At 67.3% G+C, this 16,928-nt stretch carries 14 protein-coding genes; 5 read left to right on the forward strand and 9 right to left on the reverse strand.

What is annotated here, in order from left to right; all coding sequences use genetic code 11:
* Positions 1-77: 77 nt before the first annotated feature.
* From kdpB to ABIE51_RS10035, 5 genes are all read right to left on the reverse strand, one after another.
* The gene (gene kdpB, locus ABIE51_RS10015) at positions 78-2,129 is read right to left on the reverse strand and encodes a potassium-transporting ATPase subunit KdpB (RefSeq protein ID WP_192631663.1); all 2,052 of its coding nucleotides are present in this window, start codon (positions 2,127-2,129) and stop codon (positions 78-80) included.
* Positions 2,130-2,156: 27 nt separating this feature from the next.
* The gene (kdpA, locus tag ABIE51_RS10020; RefSeq protein ID WP_192630597.1) at positions 2,157-3,860 is read right to left on the reverse strand and encodes a potassium-transporting ATPase subunit KdpA; all 1,704 of its coding nucleotides are present in this window, start codon (positions 3,858-3,860) and stop codon (positions 2,157-2,159) included.
* 34 nt (positions 3,861-3,894) lie between these two features.
* Entirely contained in the window at positions 3,895-3,987 is a 93-nt protein-coding gene (locus ABIE51_RS10025) for a potassium-transporting ATPase subunit F (RefSeq protein ID WP_157030084.1), read from the reverse strand.
* Positions 3,988-4,000: 13 nt separating this feature from the next.
* Positions 4,001-4,714: a TorF family putative porin gene (locus ABIE51_RS10030; RefSeq protein WP_192630598.1), complete on the reverse strand. Its 714-nt coding sequence runs from the start codon at positions 4,712-4,714 to the stop codon at positions 4,001-4,003.
* A 138-nt stretch (positions 4,715-4,852) separates the two neighbouring features.
* The gene (locus ABIE51_RS10035; RefSeq protein WP_192630599.1) at positions 4,853-5,788 is read right to left on the reverse strand and encodes a 2-hydroxyacid dehydrogenase; all 936 of its coding nucleotides are present in this window, start codon (positions 5,786-5,788) and stop codon (positions 4,853-4,855) included.
* Between the two features lie 367 nt (positions 5,789-6,155).
* On the opposite strand from ABIE51_RS10035, the gene ABIE51_RS10040 reads away from it, so the two are divergent.
* Positions 6,156-6,677, forward strand: a complete 522-nt coding sequence (locus ABIE51_RS10040) for an Ohr family peroxiredoxin (protein WP_192630600.1) — start codon at positions 6,156-6,158, stop codon at positions 6,675-6,677.
* 28 nt (positions 6,678-6,705) lie between these two features.
* Here the strand turns inward: ABIE51_RS10040 and ABIE51_RS10045 are convergent, their stop codons facing one another.
* From ABIE51_RS10045 to ABIE51_RS10060, 4 genes are all read right to left on the reverse strand, one after another.
* A complete protein-coding gene (locus ABIE51_RS10045) occupies positions 6,706-8,697 on the reverse strand; it encodes a ferritin-like domain-containing protein (RefSeq protein WP_192630601.1) in 1,992 nt (663 codons plus the stop codon).
* An 88-nt stretch (positions 8,698-8,785) separates the two neighbouring features.
* Complete coding sequence (locus ABIE51_RS10050; protein WP_192630602.1) at positions 8,786-9,799, reverse strand: aldo/keto reductase; 1,014 nt, start codon at positions 9,797-9,799, stop codon at positions 8,786-8,788.
* Between the two features lie 81 nt (positions 9,800-9,880).
* Complete coding sequence (locus ABIE51_RS10055) at positions 9,881-10,630, reverse strand: glucose 1-dehydrogenase (RefSeq protein WP_192630603.1); 750 nt, start codon at positions 10,628-10,630, stop codon at positions 9,881-9,883.
* A 29-nt stretch (positions 10,631-10,659) separates the two neighbouring features.
* The gene (locus ABIE51_RS10060) at positions 10,660-11,442 is read right to left on the reverse strand and encodes an alpha/beta fold hydrolase (protein WP_192630604.1); all 783 of its coding nucleotides are present in this window, start codon (positions 11,440-11,442) and stop codon (positions 10,660-10,662) included.
* Positions 11,443-11,695: 253 nt separating this feature from the next.
* Between ABIE51_RS10060 and ABIE51_RS10065 the strand changes: the two genes are divergently transcribed.
* The 4 genes from ABIE51_RS10065 to arcA all read left to right on the forward strand — a co-directional run bounded on the left by ABIE51_RS10065 (position 11,696) and on the right by arcA (position 16,911).
* Positions 11,696-12,364: an HD domain-containing protein gene (locus ABIE51_RS10065; RefSeq protein WP_192630605.1), complete on the forward strand. Its 669-nt coding sequence runs from the start codon at positions 11,696-11,698 to the stop codon at positions 12,362-12,364.
* Positions 12,365-12,599: 235 nt separating this feature from the next.
* On the forward strand, positions 12,600-14,036 hold the full coding sequence (locus ABIE51_RS10070; protein WP_192630606.1) for a basic amino acid/polyamine antiporter: 1,437 nt from the start codon (positions 12,600-12,602) through the stop codon (positions 14,034-14,036).
* Between the two features lie 180 nt (positions 14,037-14,216).
* Positions 14,217-15,641 (forward strand): basic amino acid/polyamine antiporter, encoded by a 1,425-nt coding sequence (locus ABIE51_RS10075; RefSeq protein WP_192630607.1) that lies wholly within the window; start codon positions 14,217-14,219, stop codon positions 15,639-15,641.
* Between the two features lie 16 nt (positions 15,642-15,657).
* Positions 15,658-16,911: an arginine deiminase gene (gene arcA / locus ABIE51_RS10080; protein WP_115842161.1), complete on the forward strand. Its 1,254-nt coding sequence runs from the start codon at positions 15,658-15,660 to the stop codon at positions 16,909-16,911.
* Positions 16,912-16,928: the final 17 nt, after the last annotated feature.

Raw genomic sequence — 16,928 nt, forward strand, 5'->3', positions numbered from 1 at the left:
CCTGGTGGCTTCTCCGGCCCTCACCCCAACCCCTCTCCCGCTCGCGGGAGAGGGGCTATCAAGCGTGATGTGCAACGTCAGAGACCCAGCGCGACGAGCGCCATGTCGATCAGCTTGATGCCGGCGAACGGCAGCAGCACGCCGCCGACCCCGTACAGCAGCATGTTCCGGCGCAGCAGCACGACGGCGCTCGCGGGTTTGAAGCGCACGCCCTTCAGCGCGAGCGGAATCAGCGCGGGTATCACGATCGCGTTGAAGATCAATGCGGCCAGCACGGCGTTGCGCGGGCTCGACAACGCCATGACGTTCAACGCGGCCATCTGCGGAATGGCGGCGGCGAACAGCGCGGGCAGGATCGCGAAATACTTCGACACGTCGTTGGCAAGCGAGAACGTCGTCAGCGCACCGCGCGTGATCAGCTGCTGCTTGCCGACCTCGACCACCGCGAGCAACTTGGCCGGATCGCTGTCGAGGTCGACCATGTTGCCGGCCTCCTTGGCCGCCTGCGTGCCGGAGTTCATCGCCAGGCCGACGTCGGCCTGCGCGAGTGCGGGCGCATCGTTGGTGCCGTCGCCGACCATCGCGATGAGCCGGCCGCCGGCCTGTTCGGCGCGGATGCGGGCGAGCTTGTCCTCCGGCCGCGCTTCGGCGATGTAGTCGTCGACGCCGGCTTCGGCCGCGATCGCCGCTGCGGTGAGCGGGTTGTCGCCGGTGATCATCACCGTGCGGATGCCCATCGCGCGCAGCCGGGCGAAGCGCTCCTTCACGCCGTGCTTCACCACGTCGCCGAGTTCGATCACGCCGAGCACGTGCCGGCCTTCGCTCACGACCAGCGGCGTGGCGCCGCCGCGCGCGACCTGTTCGATGCGGCCGCGAAGCTCGGCAGGGACGATGCCGCCCATTGCCGCGACATGGCGCTCGATGGCGTCGCCCGCGCCCTTGCGGATCACGCGCGTGTCGTTCGCGCCCGGCAGGTCAACGCCGGACATGCGCGTCTGCGCGGTGAACGCGACGAATCGCGCGTTCGCGGGATCCTGCAGCGCGGTGCCCTGTTCGCGCGCGAGCTTCACGATCGACTTGCCTTCCGGCGTCGGGTCGGCGAGCGAGGACAGCATCGCGGCATCGCGCAGCTGTTCGGCATCCACGCCGGCGACGGGGTGGAACGCGGTCGCCTGGCGGTCGCCGTAGGTGATCGTGCCGGTCTTGTCGAGCAGCAGCACGTCGACGTCGCCGGCCACTTCGACCGCCTTGCCGGATTTCGCCAGGACGTTCGCCGCCAGCGCGCGGTTCATGCCGGCGATGCCGATGGCCGGCAGCAGGCCGCCGATGGTGGTCGGGATCAGGCAAACCAGCAGCGCGATGAGCAGCAGCGGATCGAGCGTCGCGCCGACGAAGCCCGCCAGCGCCGGCAGCGTCGCGACCACGATGAGGAAGGTCAGCGTCATCGCCGCGAGCAGCATCGTGAGTGCGATCTCGTTGGGCGTCTTCTGGCGGTTGGCGCCTTCGACCAGCGCGATCATGCGATCGAGGAAGCTGTGCCCGGCTTCCGCGCTCACCTGCACGAGAATCTCGTCCGACAGCACCTTCGTGCCGCCGATGACGCCGGAGCGGTCAGTGCCGGCCTCACGGAGCACCGGTGCGGACTCGCCGGTGACGGCGGCTTCGTTGATCGTCGCGACGCCTTCGACGATCTCGCCGTCGGCCGGCACGAACTCGCCGGCCGAGACGATCACGTAATCGCCCGGCTTGAGCGCCGCGGCCGCCACGCGCACTTCGCCGCCAGCGCGGGTGCGGCCGTTGAGGCGACGTGCAACGAGATCGCGCCGCGCCGCGCGGAGCGAGGCCGCCTGGCCGCGACCGCGCGCTTCGGCGATGGCTTCGGCGAAGTTCGCGAACAGCACCGTCACGAACAGGATCACCGTCACCGCGATTCCGAATGCAGGATTGCCCGGCGTCGCGATCGTGATCAGCGCCGACAGCAGCGTGCCGAGCAGGACGATCGCGATGATCGGGCTCTTCAGCGCCTGTCGCGGCGCCAGCTTGCGGAACGCGTCGAGCAGCGCGGCGCGCATCGAGGCGCCGTCGAACATCGCCGGGTTGCGGCGAGTGGCGGGCAGGGGTTGGGTCATGTCGTTCATCGTCATGTTCCGTATGGATTACCGCGCCAGCGTCAGATGGTCGGCGATCGGGCCGAGCACCAGCGCGGGCGTGAATTGCAGGATCGTGAGGATCGCCACCACCGCGACCAGCGTCAGCGCGAAGGTTGGCGTTTCCACGTGGAGCGTGCCGCGGCCTTCCGGCGCGACGCGCTTGCGCGCCAGCAGGCCGGCGATGGCGAGCGGGACGAGCAACGCGGGGAAGCGGCCGAGTGCGAGCACCAGCGCGCAGCTCAGGTTCCACCAATAGGTCGCATCGCCTAGGCCTTCGAAACCCGAGCCGTTGTTGGCGAACGCCGAGGTGTACTCGTAGAACACCTGGCTGATGCCGTGGAAGGACGGGTTCGAATTGCCGGTGATCGACGGGAAGGCGAGGGTGACCGCGGTGAAGCCCAGCACGACGAGCGGCTGCAGCAGGATCAGCAGCGCGAGCAGCCTCACTTCGGGCGCTTCGATCTTGCGGCCGAACAACTCCGGGGTGCGGCCTGTCATGAGGCCGGCGAGGAATACGCTGAGCAGCAGGTACACGATGAACTGCTGCAACCCGCAGCCGACACCGCCCCAGATCGCATTCACGAGCATGTTGACCATCGCCACGCCGCCGGTCAGCGGCGCCATGGAGTCGTGCATCGCGTTGACCGAGCCGTTGTTCACCTGCGTGGTCATCGCCGACCACAGCGCCGACGACGACACGCCCAGGCGCACTTCCTTGCCTTCCATGACGGCGGCGTCGCTCGCCGTGGCCGAATGCGCCTCGGACCACATCGACAAACCCGTCGATGCGGCGGACATCAGCAGCATCGTGCCGAATACCATCGCGGTGAGGCGTCGGCGTCCGACCAGCGGGCCGACCATGAAGGTGATCGCGATCGGGATCAGCACGATGCCGAGCATTTCGATCAGGTTCGACAGCGGCGTCGGATTCTCCAGCGCGACAGCGCTGTTCGGCCCGTACCAGCCGCCGCCGTTTGAACCGAGCTGCTTGGCCGCGACCATCGGCGAGACCGGGCCGAGGGGGATCTTCTGTTCTTTCAGCTCCGCGCTTGCATCGATCGGCGCGATCGTGGGGCCGGCATCCAGCGTCGCGGGCACGCCTTGCCACGTCAGCAGCGACGACCACAGCAGGCACAGCGGGAGCATGAAACGCAGCGTGGCGCGCGTGACATCGGCCCAGTAGTTGCCGAGGTCGCGGTCCGCGTCGCCTTTGATGCCCGACGACTGCGGTTCGGCGCGCGACGCGAACAATCCCCTCAACGTGGCCACGGCCACCGCCAGTCCCATCATCGGCGTCACCACCTGCAGGCCGACAATGCCGACCATCTGCGAGAGATAGCTGAGCTGCGCCTGGCCCGAGTAATGCTGCTGGTTGGTGTTGGTGAGGAACGACACCATCGTGTGAAGCGCGGTGTCCCAGCGCAGGTTGGGAATGCCGTCGGGATTGAGCGGCAGCCACGCCTGCGTCATGAACTGCACCCAGACGGCAACGCCGACGACGAGGTTGCTCAGCGCGAAGGCTTTCGCATAACCGCGCCAGCTCATGCCGTGTGACGGATCGGTGCCCAGCACGCGGTACAGCGCACGTTCGACGGGAAGGAAGACCGCGTCCAGCGGTGCGGGACCGCCGCGCATCACGCGCGCGAGGTAAAGGCCGAGCGGCCAACCCAGGCCGACGACGAGCAGGAAGAGAAGGAGGATTTCGGTCATGGGCGTTCACGGCGCGCGTTGCGCGCGCCATGCCTCAGAAGTCTTCAGGGCGAAGGATCACGTAGAGCAGGTACGCGGAAGCGAGAACCACCGCGATGCTGCAGACGAAGGCGAGCCAGGCGGGCATGTGCGTGCTCCTGTCAGAAGGACGCCTGCACGGCGGCCTCGATGCGGCTGCCGGCGGCGTTGTCGCCGAAGATCCGCTTCGCGCCCGAATCGGTGCCGTGCGCGGTCACCCGCAGTTCGACCGGTTGCGAGGCGGCGTTGACGGTCCAGATCGCACTGAGTTGCCCGTGCGCGTAGCGCTCGTCGTAGACATCGTCGAGGAAGTAGTAGCCCGCCGCCGCCTCGACGCGGAAGGCATCGTTGACCGGGAAGCGCGCGCCCAGCTGCGCGTACGTACCGGCGTCATCGCTCCCCAGCGCTTCGGGCGAGTAGCCCAGCGACAGCCAGTAGCGCGCGTCGACCGTCAGCGTGCCGTTGAGTTCCGTCCAGTTGAGGTTGGCGGTCGTCGACGGATAGCGGTAGTGCAGGGCATTGACGTCGAGGGAGAACGTGTCGCCGAGCGCACCGCTCCAGCCCACGGTGAAATCCAGTTCGCTGCTGGCGTGGAGTTCCGGCGCGAATTCGACGTTGGAGCCCCACGCCGAGGCGTACCAGCCGCTGTCGCCGGCCAGCTTGAAGCCGGCCTGCACGGCCGGATCGCCCTGCGTCTGCGTGGTGCCGCGCCAGACGTAATCGCTGGTGAGCGCGGCGTTGCCGCTCAAGGTCGCCGCACGCGCATCGCTGAAACCCGCGAGGACGGCGCAGACGCCGACGGCGGCTGCGCGGAGGAAGATCGGTTGGAAAGTCATGGTTCGCTACGTTCGCGAGGCCATCGTGGCCACGGCGAAAGTCTCGATCAGCACTGCGTAAAGCCTCCATTCCCGGGCCGGACGCGCGCGTAACTTCTTCGTAAACAATGCGTCCGAGGCTCCCGGGCGCGACACGATTCAGTACTGCCGTTCGAAATCCACGACGCCGGTGATGGGCAGGCCGGTCTCCAGGCGTCCGATCTTCTCGGCGACCTCGCGCGCCGCGAGCAGCGGATCGGTCAGCGCGGCGACGTGCGGCGTCATGTGCACGCGAGGATGCCGCCAGTACGGATGGTCGAGCGGGAGCGGTTCCTGCGCGAACACGTCCAGGTGCGCCTCGTCGATATGGTTCGCGTCGAGCAATGCGAGCAGCGCCGCGTCGTCGAGGACTTCCCCGCGCGAGAGGTTCGCGATGGACGCACCCGCGGGCAGCATCCGCAGGCGTTCGGTGTCGAGAATGCCGCGCGTCGCGTCGGTCAGCGGTAGCAGGACCACGGCGAGATCACTGCGCGCGAGCACACGGTCGAGTCCGTCGGGACCGTGCTCGGTCGCGATGCCGGCGATGTCCTTCGGCGTCCGGCTCCAGCCCGTGACGGTGAAGCCGAAATCGGCGAGCGCACGCGCGACCTTCTCGCCGAGCGCGCCCAGGCCGAGCACGCCGACGCGCAGTTCGTGGCGGGAACGCGCGGGACGTGGCGACCATCGCTGCGCTTGCTGGTCGGACTCGTACGCGGTGAACCCGCGAAGCCGTCGCAGCGCCACGTACAGGGCGTATTCGACGAGCTGATCGGCCATGCCGCCGTCTTCCATGCGGACGAGCGGAACGTCGCGGGGCAGGGACGGCATCGCCACCAGCGCGTTCACGCCGGCACCCAGCGAGAAGATGGCCTTCAGTTTCGTCTGTCGTACGAACAGCGCGTGTGGCGGCTTCCAGACGACGGCGTAATCGCACGGTGGCGCCTCGACGCCGGCATGCAGCGTTGCGTCCGGCAGGCACTGCGCCAGCGCGTCGCGCCAGTCGTCCTGGTCCTTGGCGGTGCAGATCAGGACGTGGGGGTTGTCGTGTGTCGTCATGGCGCGGTTCGATGGGAGCCGGACGATGATAAGCCCCGCGCATTGTTGCCGCCCGGGCAACGCGAGGTATCCGTCGACATGCCTACCCGGCCAGGAGGGGCGGGCCTATCGTGCCGCAACGAGGAGCCGGCGCTGCGTGGTCGATGACGGCGATCGACACCTCGTGCGGTGCGCGATGGACTGCGTCGAATGCTTCCTGTCCGCCGTGACGGAGATGACGGATGTCAGCTTGTCGAGGATGCTGTAACGGGGCGTGCACTTTCCATCCGTTCGTGCACGGGACGAACCCATGTCGGCGCGGCGTCTCCGCGGAAACCGATCAGCGACACGGCGAGACGGCGGACAGGAAGCACTTTCGGAGGCGCGCATGTCATCGCTGAAACCGCCGTCGCCCGAGTGGCTCGACCGCTATTACGGACGCGATGAGCAGACGCTGTACACCGGGCGCGTCAGCGTGACAGGTGGCGAAGCCGGACACGGGCGCGCCTCCGGCGTGGTGCGGTCCGACGATGGCGCATTAAAGGTCGACCTGCGTCTTCCCGGCACATTGGGCGGCGAGGGTGGCGGCACCAATCCCGAACAACTGCTCGCCGCGGCGTACGCGTCGTGCTTCCACGGCGCGATGACGCTGCTGGCGATGCGGGCAGGCGTGAAGCTGGTCGATGCACGGCTAGACGTCGCCGTGAACTTCTCGCGAGATCCCGTCGATGGCCTGTTCCTGCTTTCAGCGCGCATCGACGTTCATCTGCCCGGCGTCGATCGCGCGTTCGCGGCCGAACTCATCCGCAATACCGAGCGCATCTGCCCCTACGCGAAGATGTTCCGGCAGGGCATCGAGCACGTCGTCGCGCTTGCGCCCGAGCCCTCGCCATTGCCCGGCGGCGGTTGAAATCGGACGTTCGTTTCGTCCCGCAAGCTCAGCTGCGGAATCCGTTCCGCCGATGCGTGTTGTCGCAGAACGGCTTGTTCGACGAGCCGCCGCAGCGGCACAACCGCGCCGAGGTGACGCGGTTGATCGTGCGGCCGGTGCCGCAGCAGATCTCGACGTTTCCACTCACCACGAGCGGCCCGTTGACTTCCGGATCGATGTTCAACTCACCGTTGCGGACCGGCAGCGGCTGCGATTCCACGCTCGCCGGTTCGCCCGTCGCCTCGAAGTGGATGTCGTTGTGGCTGCCGTCGCAGAAGGGTTTGTGCTTCGAGGCGCCGCAACGGCACAGCACCGCGCGCATGCCGATGGGAACGCCGTCGAGCACGATGCGCGCGCGCACGCCGAGCGGGCCGTTCTCGCGAAGCTGGATCAGGTTGACCGCGGGCGCGGCTTCCTCGTCGCCGCCGTCGTGCCGGCGATAGGCGATGGCGCCCGACGGACACATGTGCGCGACGGTGACCAGCGCTTCGGTTGTCGCCGCGTCGGGATGGATCCACGCGCCCGGCGTATTCGCGCGGAACACGCCAGGCAGGCCGAGCACGCAATGCCGCGCGTGGATGCAGCGCGTGCCGTTGTAGACGATGTCGAGATCGGCGCCCGGGATGAGTTCGGCGCCATCGTCGAGCGCTTGCGGTTGCGGCGCTTCGTCGATGACGGGTGCGGGCACGGGGTCGGGCTGGCTGGCCACGCCGGTGGCGAACATCGCCGCTTCCTCGCGGCGGCATCGATCAGCCTGCGCCATGAGCCGGTTGGCGAGACGCTCGGTGCCGGCCCGCGTGGCGTCGAGCAGCGCCGCCTCGCCGGGGAAGCGCTGCGCGAGGAGCGCGCAGCGGTCGCCGATCTCGCGCAGTCTCTCCACCAGGATGTCGACGCTTCCCGCTTCGCCCATCAATGCCGCCGAGGAGCGAATGGTGGCGAAGCTCAGGCCGGCCGTGGCTTCGGGCAGGCTCGGATTCGCGGGAAGCACGCCGAGCCGTGTCGCCACCGGCGTCAGCAGGTGCATCAGGTCGACGCCGGCCGATACCAGCGCGACCTGCGCGTCGCGGCCGACGTCGCCATAGGCGAGCGACACACAACGAAGGCAGTGGTTGTACAGCGCGTTGCCGAGGTCCAGCAGCGCGGCAGCGGGTTCCTCGCTGACCCACAGCCGGCCTTCGGGCGTCGGCGGCGGGCGCATCACCGGGTTGTGGGCGTTCATCCGCGCCGGGCGGAAGGTGGGACGCGCCGCCAGCAACGCATCGAATTCGCGACCGATTCGCAGGAAGCGCTGGTAATGCGAGTCCTCGCTCCCCGCGTCCGCACCTTCGCCTTGGCGCACGATCGCGTCGATCGCTTCCAGCGCGGTTTTCAGGCAGCGCACGGTCTTCAGGCCCGGCAGCCGCGCGGTGTCGGCGTCCAACTGGTGCTCGGGATTGCCCACGAACAGGCGCCGCTCGCCCATCGCATCGCTCAGCCCGCGCAGGCCGGCCGAGATCGAGCGATACAGCTCGCCCACGGTGTCGTAATCGGTGCAGGCGGTCATCAGGCGGTCCATGCCCAATGCGCGTGAATAGCGCTGCGGCGGCTCGAAGCCTTCACCGTCCTGCACGTCCGCATCGTCGGGCCGTTCCAGGAACACGAAGTGCGCCAGCGTCTGCCGGTTGAACGGCGCCAGCTTCACGACCACGCCGGCGGGGTGATAGCCGGGCGGTATCGGGAAGTTCTGGTGGACCAGATGCGCAGGTGCGCCGAGCGCCGACAGGATGTTGCAGACGATGGCGAGATGGCCCATTTCCTCGACGGAAACGGACAGGATCTCGCGGCGCCAGCGTTCGACGGCGTCGAGTTCGGCGGCCGAGAGGTCTTCGTCGACGCTTTCCTTGAGGCTGAAGGCTGCATAGAGGTAGCAGCACATCAGGTGGTGCTCGATCTCGGCCGCTTCGGCGAGCAGGGCCCACAGTTGTTCGCGGGACGTCGGTACGGCGATCTGCTGTTCCAAGCTCGATCCTCCCCGCCACTGAATCGCAGGCGATCACGGCCGCCCGTGCAGGTTCGAGTCTAGCGCGGATGACGCAGGCGGGCGTGCGTCAGACCCCGAACGGAAGCGGTGCTGCCGGATCGACCAGCCGCGCCTCGCGCAGTTCACGCCAGAACGCCTTCGGCACGGTCTCCTGGAGCGCGGCGCGATCCTCTTCCACGCGCCCCGGTTTGCTCGCGCCGGGAATCACGGCGACGACGGCGGGATTCGCGAGCGCGAACTGCAATCCCGCGGCCTTCATGCTGACGCCGTGCTGGTCGGCGATGGACTTGATCCTCGCCACCTTCTCCAGGATGGCGGGCGTCGCGGGCGCGTATTCGAAGTTCGGACCACCGACCAGCGCGCCGGAACTGTACGGGCCACCGACGACGATGCCGAGCCCGCGCTCGGCCACGCGCGGCATCACGCGCTGCAGCGCCCGCGAGTGATCGAGCAGCGTGTAGCGGCCCGCAAGCAGGAAACCGTCGGGCCGCGGCGTGTCCAGATCGAGCAGCAGTTCGATCGGTTCCACCCGGTTGACGCCCAGACCCCACGCCTTGATGACGCCTTCGTCGCGCAGGCGATCCAGCGCCTTGAACGCGCCCTTTCGCGCGCTTTCGAACACGCCGAGCCATTCGTCGCCGTAGAAGTCCTGCGCCACGTCGTGGACCCACACGACTTCGACGCGATCCGTCTTCAGCCGCTCCAGGCTGCCTTCGATGGAGCGGAGCGTGGCGTCTTCCGAATAGTCGTTGACGATCCGGTTCGGGCGGCCGTACTTGAATACGTCGCCTTTCTCGCCCAGGTCGCGGGCGCTGACGTCTTCGACCTCGTCCAGGATCAGCCGCCCGACTTTGGTGCTGACCACGTACTCCTCGCGCGGCCGATCGCCCAGCGCGTCGCCGAGGCGGATCTCCGCCAGGCCTGCGCCATAGAAGGGCGCCGTATCGAAGTAGCGGATTCCGTCGGCCCATGCCGCTTCGACGGTCGCCCGTGCTTCCTCCTCCGGAATGTCGCGGAACATGTTGCCCAGCGGCGCCGTGCCGAATCCGAGCTTGCCGGGAAGAATGTCCTTCAGTGCCATGGCGCGCTCCGGAAGTGGGTGGGAGCGATGAGGGTAGCGCGGCGGGCGTGGCATGGGCGCCCGCGGTCTTCACGCGGATCCTCAGGCCAGCGACATCCCGCCATCGACGTGGAGTTCGATGCCGTTGACGAAGCTGCTGTCGTCGCTTGCCAGATACAGGGCGGCGCGCGCGAGTTCGTCCGGTTCGCCGAGTCGTCCCGCCGGGATCCGCTCGGCCATCGCGTGAAGGAACGCGGGCCGGTCGGCTTCGGGAATGCCGAGCTTGGCCAGGATCGAGGTATCCACCGGCCCCGGACTCAGCACATTGACGCGAATGCGGCGATCGCGCAGTTCCAGCGCCCAGCTCCGCGCGAACGCGCCGATGGCGGCCTTGGTCCCGGCATACACGGCGTGGCCGTCGAGCACCCTGGTCGCTGCGAGCGAACTGGTCAGGATGATGCTGCCGCCGTCGCGCATGACGGGCGTGATCGACTGCACGCCGAAGAACACGCCGCGCGCGTTGACGTCGAACTGCGCGTCGTATTCCTCGGGCGTCACGGTGGCCGAGTGCGCGATGTTGATGACCCCTGCGTTGGCCATGTAGACGTCGAGCGCGCCAAAACGGTCGCGCACCGCCTGCGCGACCGCCGCGTGATGTTCGATGTCGGCCACGTCGCCCTGTATCCCGATGGCGCCGTCGCCTATCTGGCGCACGGCATCGTCCAGGACGTCCTTGCGTCGTCCCGTCACGATGACCTGCGCGCCCTCGGTCGCGAACCGTTGCGCCGCGGCCAGCCCGATGCCGCTGTTTCCGCCGGTGACCAGCGCGATCTTGCCTTCAAGACGTTTCATTGGATTTCTGTCGTTTGGATGTGGGGGAATCAACGGCCGCTGTCGCCGCCGGCCTGCTCGATCAGCTTCGCGACCGGCTCGGGGTGGGACACCATGACCACGTGCGATGCGCCTGGAACGACGACGGTCTGCCTGGATTTCGCGCGTTCTGCCATGAAACCCAGCGCCTTCGCCGGGATGTTCCTGTCCTGGTCGCCGTAGATGAACCAGGACGGGATGCCCTTCCATGCGGGAGCGCCGGACTTCTCGTTGAGCGCGGCCTCCGTGATGGGGCGCTGCGTTGCGGCCATCAGCGCGGCGTCATCCGCATTCACGTCCGCTGCGAACTGCGCATGGAACTTAGACGGCTGGATGTAGAGGTCGACGCCGCCTCCGGCGAGCTTGACCGGCGGCGCAAGCGTCGGGCCGAGCGTGCTTCCGGGGAACTTGCCCGACAGCGCGGCCGCGGTTTCGCCGGCGTCCGGCGCGAACGCCGCGACGTATACCAGCGCCTTGACGTTGTCGTGCCCGCGCGCGCCTTCGGTGATGACGCTGCCGCCGTAGGAATGGCCCACCAGCACCACCGGCGTCGGGATGCTGGCGAGCAGGTCGGACACGTACGCGCCATCGCCGCTCACGCTGCGCAGCGGATTGGCGACGGAGACGACCGGGTAACCGTCCTGCTCCAGGATCCGGATGACGCCGTTCCAGCTCGTCGAGTCGGCGAATGCGCCGTGCACCAGCACGATCGTCGGCTTCGTCGTCTCCGCGGCGGCATCCGTGCCGCTGAGCACGGCGAGGGCGAGGGCAATTCCGGTGAGAAGGCGCTTCATGTCGGATCTCCGGTCGGGGGAGGGCGGCGTGGTTTGGCGGGCGAAGCAGGTTGCACGTTAGGAACTGACGTGTCGCGGATGAAGCCCCGGCCGTGGGGACGTCGTGTTGCAGGCAGCGCAACAATCGCGGTGATGGCGTCAAGCGCCGGGCGATCCGTGCGAACAGGGAAACATGATGTGTCAGCGCACAACGTAGCCGCGAGGACGCGTCCTGAGCGCACGATGCGGGTGAACCGCCCGAGGAGCCTGCGCCATGGCAATTCCATCCGCCGCCGCAACCGTTTCGTCCACGCGCGTCCTTGCCGGCGTCGAGGTGCCCGACAGCGAACCGGTCGCGCGCGCCATCGAATTCGCGCATTCGCATTCGCAGCCGTGGCTGTTCAATCACGCGATGCGGTCGTGGCTGTTCGCCTGCGTGCTCGCACGCGCCGGCAATACCGCGCACGATCCGGAGGTGCTGGCGATCATCACGCTGCTGCACGATCTGGGGCTTACTTCGTCGTTCCAGGGCGAGCTGCGTTTCGAGGTCGAAGGCGCGAACGCGGCGCGCGCATTCGCGCGGGAACAGGGCCTGGACGAGCGGCGCTGCCAACGGGTGTGGGATGGCGTCGCGCTCAATTCGACTCCGTCGATCTGCCTGCACAAGGAGGCCGAACCGGCGTTGGGCGTGCTCGGCGTCGGGCTCGACTGGGGCGGTTGGGGAATCGAGAAGATCCCTGCGGACATCATGAGCGGCATCCTGGCGTCGTTCCCGCGCCTGCACATGAAGCATGAATTCACCGAGTCCATCTGCATGCTCTGCGCCAGCCGGCCGCAGACGACGTATGACAACTTCGCGCGCGATTTCGGCGTGAGGTTCGTGCCGGGCTACCGGCCGCCCTCGCTGGCCGATGCGCTGATCGACGCGCCGTTCGAGCAATAGCGGCGTCACGTTCTTCCGGCAGCGTCCGGAGCTTGTGGGCCGTCGCCGTGGCGCCGCGGGTGCGGGCGGGCACCGGCGCGCGGTCTGCCGATTTTCATCCGCCCGTGACGCGTGCGGGCCCATCGTCGCCCGTTGCGTCCCATCGACGCTCCACGGGTTGTGTCATGACGACTGATCCGACGAGATCGCGATCGTCCGCATCCGGCGTCGCCAATGCGCGCAGTGGCCCGCAGCCATGAGCACCCCGCAGAAACAGACGCTTTCGTTCGTCGCGCTGATCTCGCTCGTGGTCGGCTCGATGATCGGTTCGGGCATCTTCGCGTTGCCGGCGGCCTTCGCGCGCACGACCGGTGGCGTCGGCGCGATGATCGCGTGGCTCATCGCCGGCACCGGCATGCTGATGCTGGCGCTGGTCTTCCAGAACCTGTCGATGCGGCGGCCGGACCTGGATTCGGGCATCTATGCCTACGCGAAGGCCGGCTTCGGCGATTACGCGGGTTTCGTCTCGGCGGCGGGTTACTGGATCGGCTGCTGCCTGGCGGACGTGGCCTGCCTGGTGCTGATCAAGGCAACGATCGGGCAATTCGTGCCGGCCTTCGGCGATGGCACCACGGCGCTGGCGATCCTGTCCGCATCGCTGCTGCTGTGGGGCGTGCATTTCCTGATCCTGCGCGGCATCCGCGAAGCCGCGGCGATCAATACCATCGCCACCATCGCCAAGCTCGTCCCCATCGCGACGTTCCTCTTCGTCGCCGCCGTCGGAATGAAGCGCGACGTGTTCGCGGCGAACCTGTGGGGCGGGGAACCTGCGAGCCTGTCCAGCGTCGCAGGACAGGTGCGTGCGACGATGCTGGTGACGGTGTTCGTCTTCGTCGGGATCGAAGGCGCCAGCGTGTATTCGCGTTATGCGCGGCGGCGCGAGGATGTGGGCCTGGCGACCGTGCTCGGCTTCCTCGGCGTGCTGTGCCTGCTGGTGATGGTGACGATGTTCTCCTACGGCGTGCTGCTGCGTCCGGAGCTCGCGGCGCTGGCAACGCCGTCAATGGCCGGCGTGATGGAAGCGGTGGTCGGGCCGTGGGGCAAGGTGTTTGTCAGCGTCGGCCTGCTGATCTCGGTGCTCGGGAACTACCTGTCATGGTCGCTGCTCGCAGCAGAAGTCCTGCATTCGGCGGCACGCGACAACACGATGCCGTCGGTGCTCGCGAAGGAGAACGCGCGCGGCGTGCCGGCCGCCGCGTTGTGGCTCACCAACGGTCTCATCCAGTTGTTCCTGATGGTGACTTGGTTCGCCGAGTACGCGTTCATCCTGGCGTTGAAGATGACCAGCGCGATGACGCTGGTGCCTTATCTGCTGGTCGCCGCCTACGGCTTCAAACTCGCGTGGCGCGGGGAGGCATATGCCCCCGACGAGGAATCGCGACGCCGGTCGGCACTGGTGTTCGGCGCGATCGCGACGGTGTACGCGGCATCCATGCTCGTCTTCGGCGGTACGAAGTACCTGTTGCTCTCGGCGCTGCTCTATGCGCCGGGCACGATCCTGTTCGTGATGTCGCGGCGCGAACAGCGGCACGCATCGGTGTTCCGGCGAGGCGAGGCGGTGCTTTTCGCGATCCTGGCGATCGCTGCTGTCGTCGCGCTCTTTTCACTCGCGACGGGCCGGCTCGTCATCTGAGTCGCCGCGATCGGCGCTAGCACCGCTCGCGGAAATGACACGCGAAGGCTGCGTGATCGACGTGTGACAAATCAGCGGACACAGCCCGTTAAACAGGCGGATTTGCTCGCACCACCTTCACAAACACGTTACGCAACCTGAAGCATGGTTCGCCGACGCGCGCAAAGGACTGGCACTGACATGTCGACGTCCGACCCGAAGATGTCCCGCATGCAGCTGACCGCGATGGTGGTCGGCGGAATGGTAGGCGCAGGCATCTTCTCGCTGCCGCGAACCTTTGCCGGCGCCACCGGACCACTCGGCGCGATCATCGCCTGGCTCATCGCCGGCACCGGCATGTACATGCTGGCGCGCGTGTTCCAGTTCCTCGCCGAACGCAAGCCGAATCTCGATGCCGGCGTGTTCGCCTATGCGAAGGAAGGCTTCGGCGACTATCCGGGTTTCCTCTCCGCGTTCGGCTACTGGATCGGCAGCTGCATCGGCAACGTGTCGTACTGGGTGCTGATCAAGTCGACGCTCGGCGCATTCTTCCCGGTGTTCGGCGACGGCAACACGGTCGTCGCGATCGTGGTGGCCTCCGTCGGCATCTGGTTGTTCCACTTCATGATCCTGCGCGGCGTGCAGCAGGCCGCCTTCATCAACCAGGTCGTGACGATCGCCAAGATCATCCCGATCCTGGTCTTCATCGTCATCCTCGCGTTCGCGTTCAAGATGGACCTGTTCCAGTTCAACTTCTACGGGGGCGGACTGGAGGGCGGCATCTTCGAGCAGGTGCGCGCGACGATGCTGGTGACGGTCTTCGTGTTCCTAGGCATCGAAGGCGCGAGCGTCTATTCGCGCTACGCCAAGAAGCGCGAGGACGTCGGCGCCGCGACCATCACGGGCTTTATCTCCGTCACCACGCTCATGGTGCTGGTGACGCTGCTGCCATACGCGGTGATTGAACGCGCCGAGGTGGCCGGCATGCGCCAGCCGTCGATGGCGACGGTGCTGGAAGCGGTGGTCGGCCAGTGGGGCGCGATCTTCGTCAGCGTCGGCCTGCTGGTGTCGGTGCTGGGCGCGTACCTGGCGTGGTCGCTGATCTGCGCCGAGGTGATGTTCACCGCTGCAAAGACGCGCGACATGCCGAAGATCTTCGCGCGCGAGAACGCCAACAAGGTGCCGGACGTCGCGCTCTGGGCGACGAGCATCGTCATCCAGGTCATCGTCATCACCACGTACTGGTCGCGCGATGCCTTCAGCCTGATGCTGAACCTGACCAGCGCGATGGCGCTGATTCCGTTCCTGCTGGTGGCGGGCTACGGGCTGATGCTCACGCGTCGCGGCGAAACCTACGAACGCGATCCGAAGGACCGCAGGCGCGACGTCATCATCGCGGCGCTCGCGACCGTCTACACGATATTCCTGCTGTACGCCGGGGGCATGAAGTTCATCGTGCTGTCGGCGGTGCTCTATGCGCCGGGTACGGCGCTGTATGTGTGGGCGCGCCGCGAACAGGGCCTTCCGGTGTTCTCGCGTACTTCGGACTGGATCATCTTCGTCCTCGCGGCGATCGGCGCCGTCGTGGGCATCTGGTGGCTGGTTACCGGCTACATCACCATCTAGCGAGCGGGAGCACGACATGGCGACGGCATCCGACGGCAAGTTTGGCGTCCATTCCGAAGTGGGGACGCTGCGCAAGGTGATGGTGTGCGCGCCGGGCCGCGCGCACCAGCGGCTCACGCCGACCAACTGCGACCGGCTGCTGTTCGACGACGTGCTGTGGGTCGACAACGCCAAGCGCGACCACTTCGACTTCGTCAACAAGATGCGCGATCGCGGCATCGACGTGGTCGAAATGCACAACCTGCTCGCCGAAACCGTCGCCATTCCCGAAGCGAAGAAGTGGATCATCGACAACCAGGTCGTGCCGGACCAGGTCGGCCTCGGGTTGATCAGCGAGATCCGCAGCTACCTCGAAGGCCTCACGCCGCGCGACCTGGCCGAAACGCTGATCGGCGGCCTGTCCACGGAGGAATTCCCCGAGTCCATCGGCGGCGATGCGCTGAAAGTCATCCGCGAGGCGGCGGGCGAGACCGAATACCTGCTGCAGCCGCTGCCCAACACCTTGTACACGCGCGACACGACGTGCTGGATCTACGGCGGCGTGACGCTCAATCCGCTGTACTGGCCGGCGCGCCACGAGGAAACCATCCTCACCACGTCGATCTACAAGTTCCATCCGGATTTCGCCGGCAAGGTGAACGTTTGGTGGGGCGATCCGACGAAGGATCACGGCCTGGCGACGCTGGAAGGCGGCGACGTCATGCCCATCGGCAAGGGCAACGTGCTCATCGGCATGAGCGAGCGCACGTCGCGACAGGCCATCAGCCAGCTTGCGGCGGCGTTGTTCGAGAAGAAGGCCGCCGAACGCGTGATCGTCGCCGTGATTCCCAAGATGCGCACGGCCATGCATCTGGACACCGTGTTCACCTTCGCCGACCGCGACCTGTGCCTGCTCGCGCCGGAGTTCATCAACCAGGTGCGTACGTATTCGTATCGGCCCAGCAGCCATGAAAGCGGCGTCGAACTCCATCGCGAGGAAAAGCCCTTCGTCGATGTCGTCGGCGACGCGCTCGGCCTGAAGAAGCTGCGCGTCGTCGAGACGGGCGGCACCGCGTACCAGCAGGAACGCACGCAGTGGGACAGCGGCGCGAACCTGGTCTGCGCCGCGCCCGGCGTGGTCTACGCCTACGACCGCAACACCTACACGAACACGCTGCTGCGCAAGGAAGGCGTCGAGGTCATCACGATCGTCGGTGCCGAACTTGGACGCGGCCGTGGCGGCGGCCACTGCATGACCTGTCCGATCATCCGCGATCCGGTGGAGTTCTAGGCCGGCCTGCTGGAGCC

This window comes from Lysobacter sp. OAE881, from assembly GCF_040546665.1.
GTDB classification, from domain to species: domain Bacteria; phylum Pseudomonadota; class Gammaproteobacteria; order Xanthomonadales; family Xanthomonadaceae; genus Lysobacter_J; species Lysobacter_J soli.

Coding starts and splice junctions, on each gene's coding strand:
- kdpB (WP_192631663.1), bottom strand. CDS start 2,129: ATGACCCAACCCCTGCCCGCCACTCGCCGCAACCCGGCGATGTTCGAC.
- kdpA (WP_192630597.1), bottom strand. CDS start 3,860: ATGACCGAAATCCTCCTTCTCTTCCTGCTCGTCGTCGGCCTGGGTTGG.
- ABIE51_RS10025 (WP_157030084.1), bottom strand. CDS start 3,987: ATGCCCGCCTGGCTCGCCTTCGTCTGCAGCATCGCGGTGGTTCTCGCT.
- ABIE51_RS10030 (WP_192630598.1), bottom strand. CDS start 4,714: ATGACTTTCCAACCGATCTTCCTCCGCGCAGCCGCCGTCGGCGTCTGC.
- ABIE51_RS10035 (WP_192630599.1), bottom strand. CDS start 5,788: ATGACGACACACGACAACCCCCACGTCCTGATCTGCACCGCCAAGGAC.
- ABIE51_RS10040 (WP_192630600.1), top strand. CDS start 6,156: ATGTCATCGCTGAAACCGCCGTCGCCCGAGTGGCTCGACCGCTATTAC.
- ABIE51_RS10050 (WP_192630602.1), bottom strand. CDS start 9,799: ATGGCACTGAAGGACATTCTTCCCGGCAAGCTCGGATTCGGCACGGCG.
- ABIE51_RS10055 (WP_192630603.1), bottom strand. CDS start 10,630: ATGAAACGTCTTGAAGGCAAGATCGCGCTGGTCACCGGCGGAAACAGC.
- ABIE51_RS10060 (WP_192630604.1), bottom strand. CDS start 11,442: ATGAAGCGCCTTCTCACCGGAATTGCCCTCGCCCTCGCCGTGCTCAGC.
- ABIE51_RS10065 (WP_192630605.1), top strand. CDS start 11,696: ATGGCAATTCCATCCGCCGCCGCAACCGTTTCGTCCACGCGCGTCCTT.
- ABIE51_RS10070 (WP_192630606.1), top strand. CDS start 12,600: ATGAGCACCCCGCAGAAACAGACGCTTTCGTTCGTCGCGCTGATCTCG.
- ABIE51_RS10075 (WP_192630607.1), top strand. CDS start 14,217: ATGTCGACGTCCGACCCGAAGATGTCCCGCATGCAGCTGACCGCGATG.
- arcA (WP_115842161.1), top strand. CDS start 15,658: ATGGCGACGGCATCCGACGGCAAGTTTGGCGTCCATTCCGAAGTGGGG.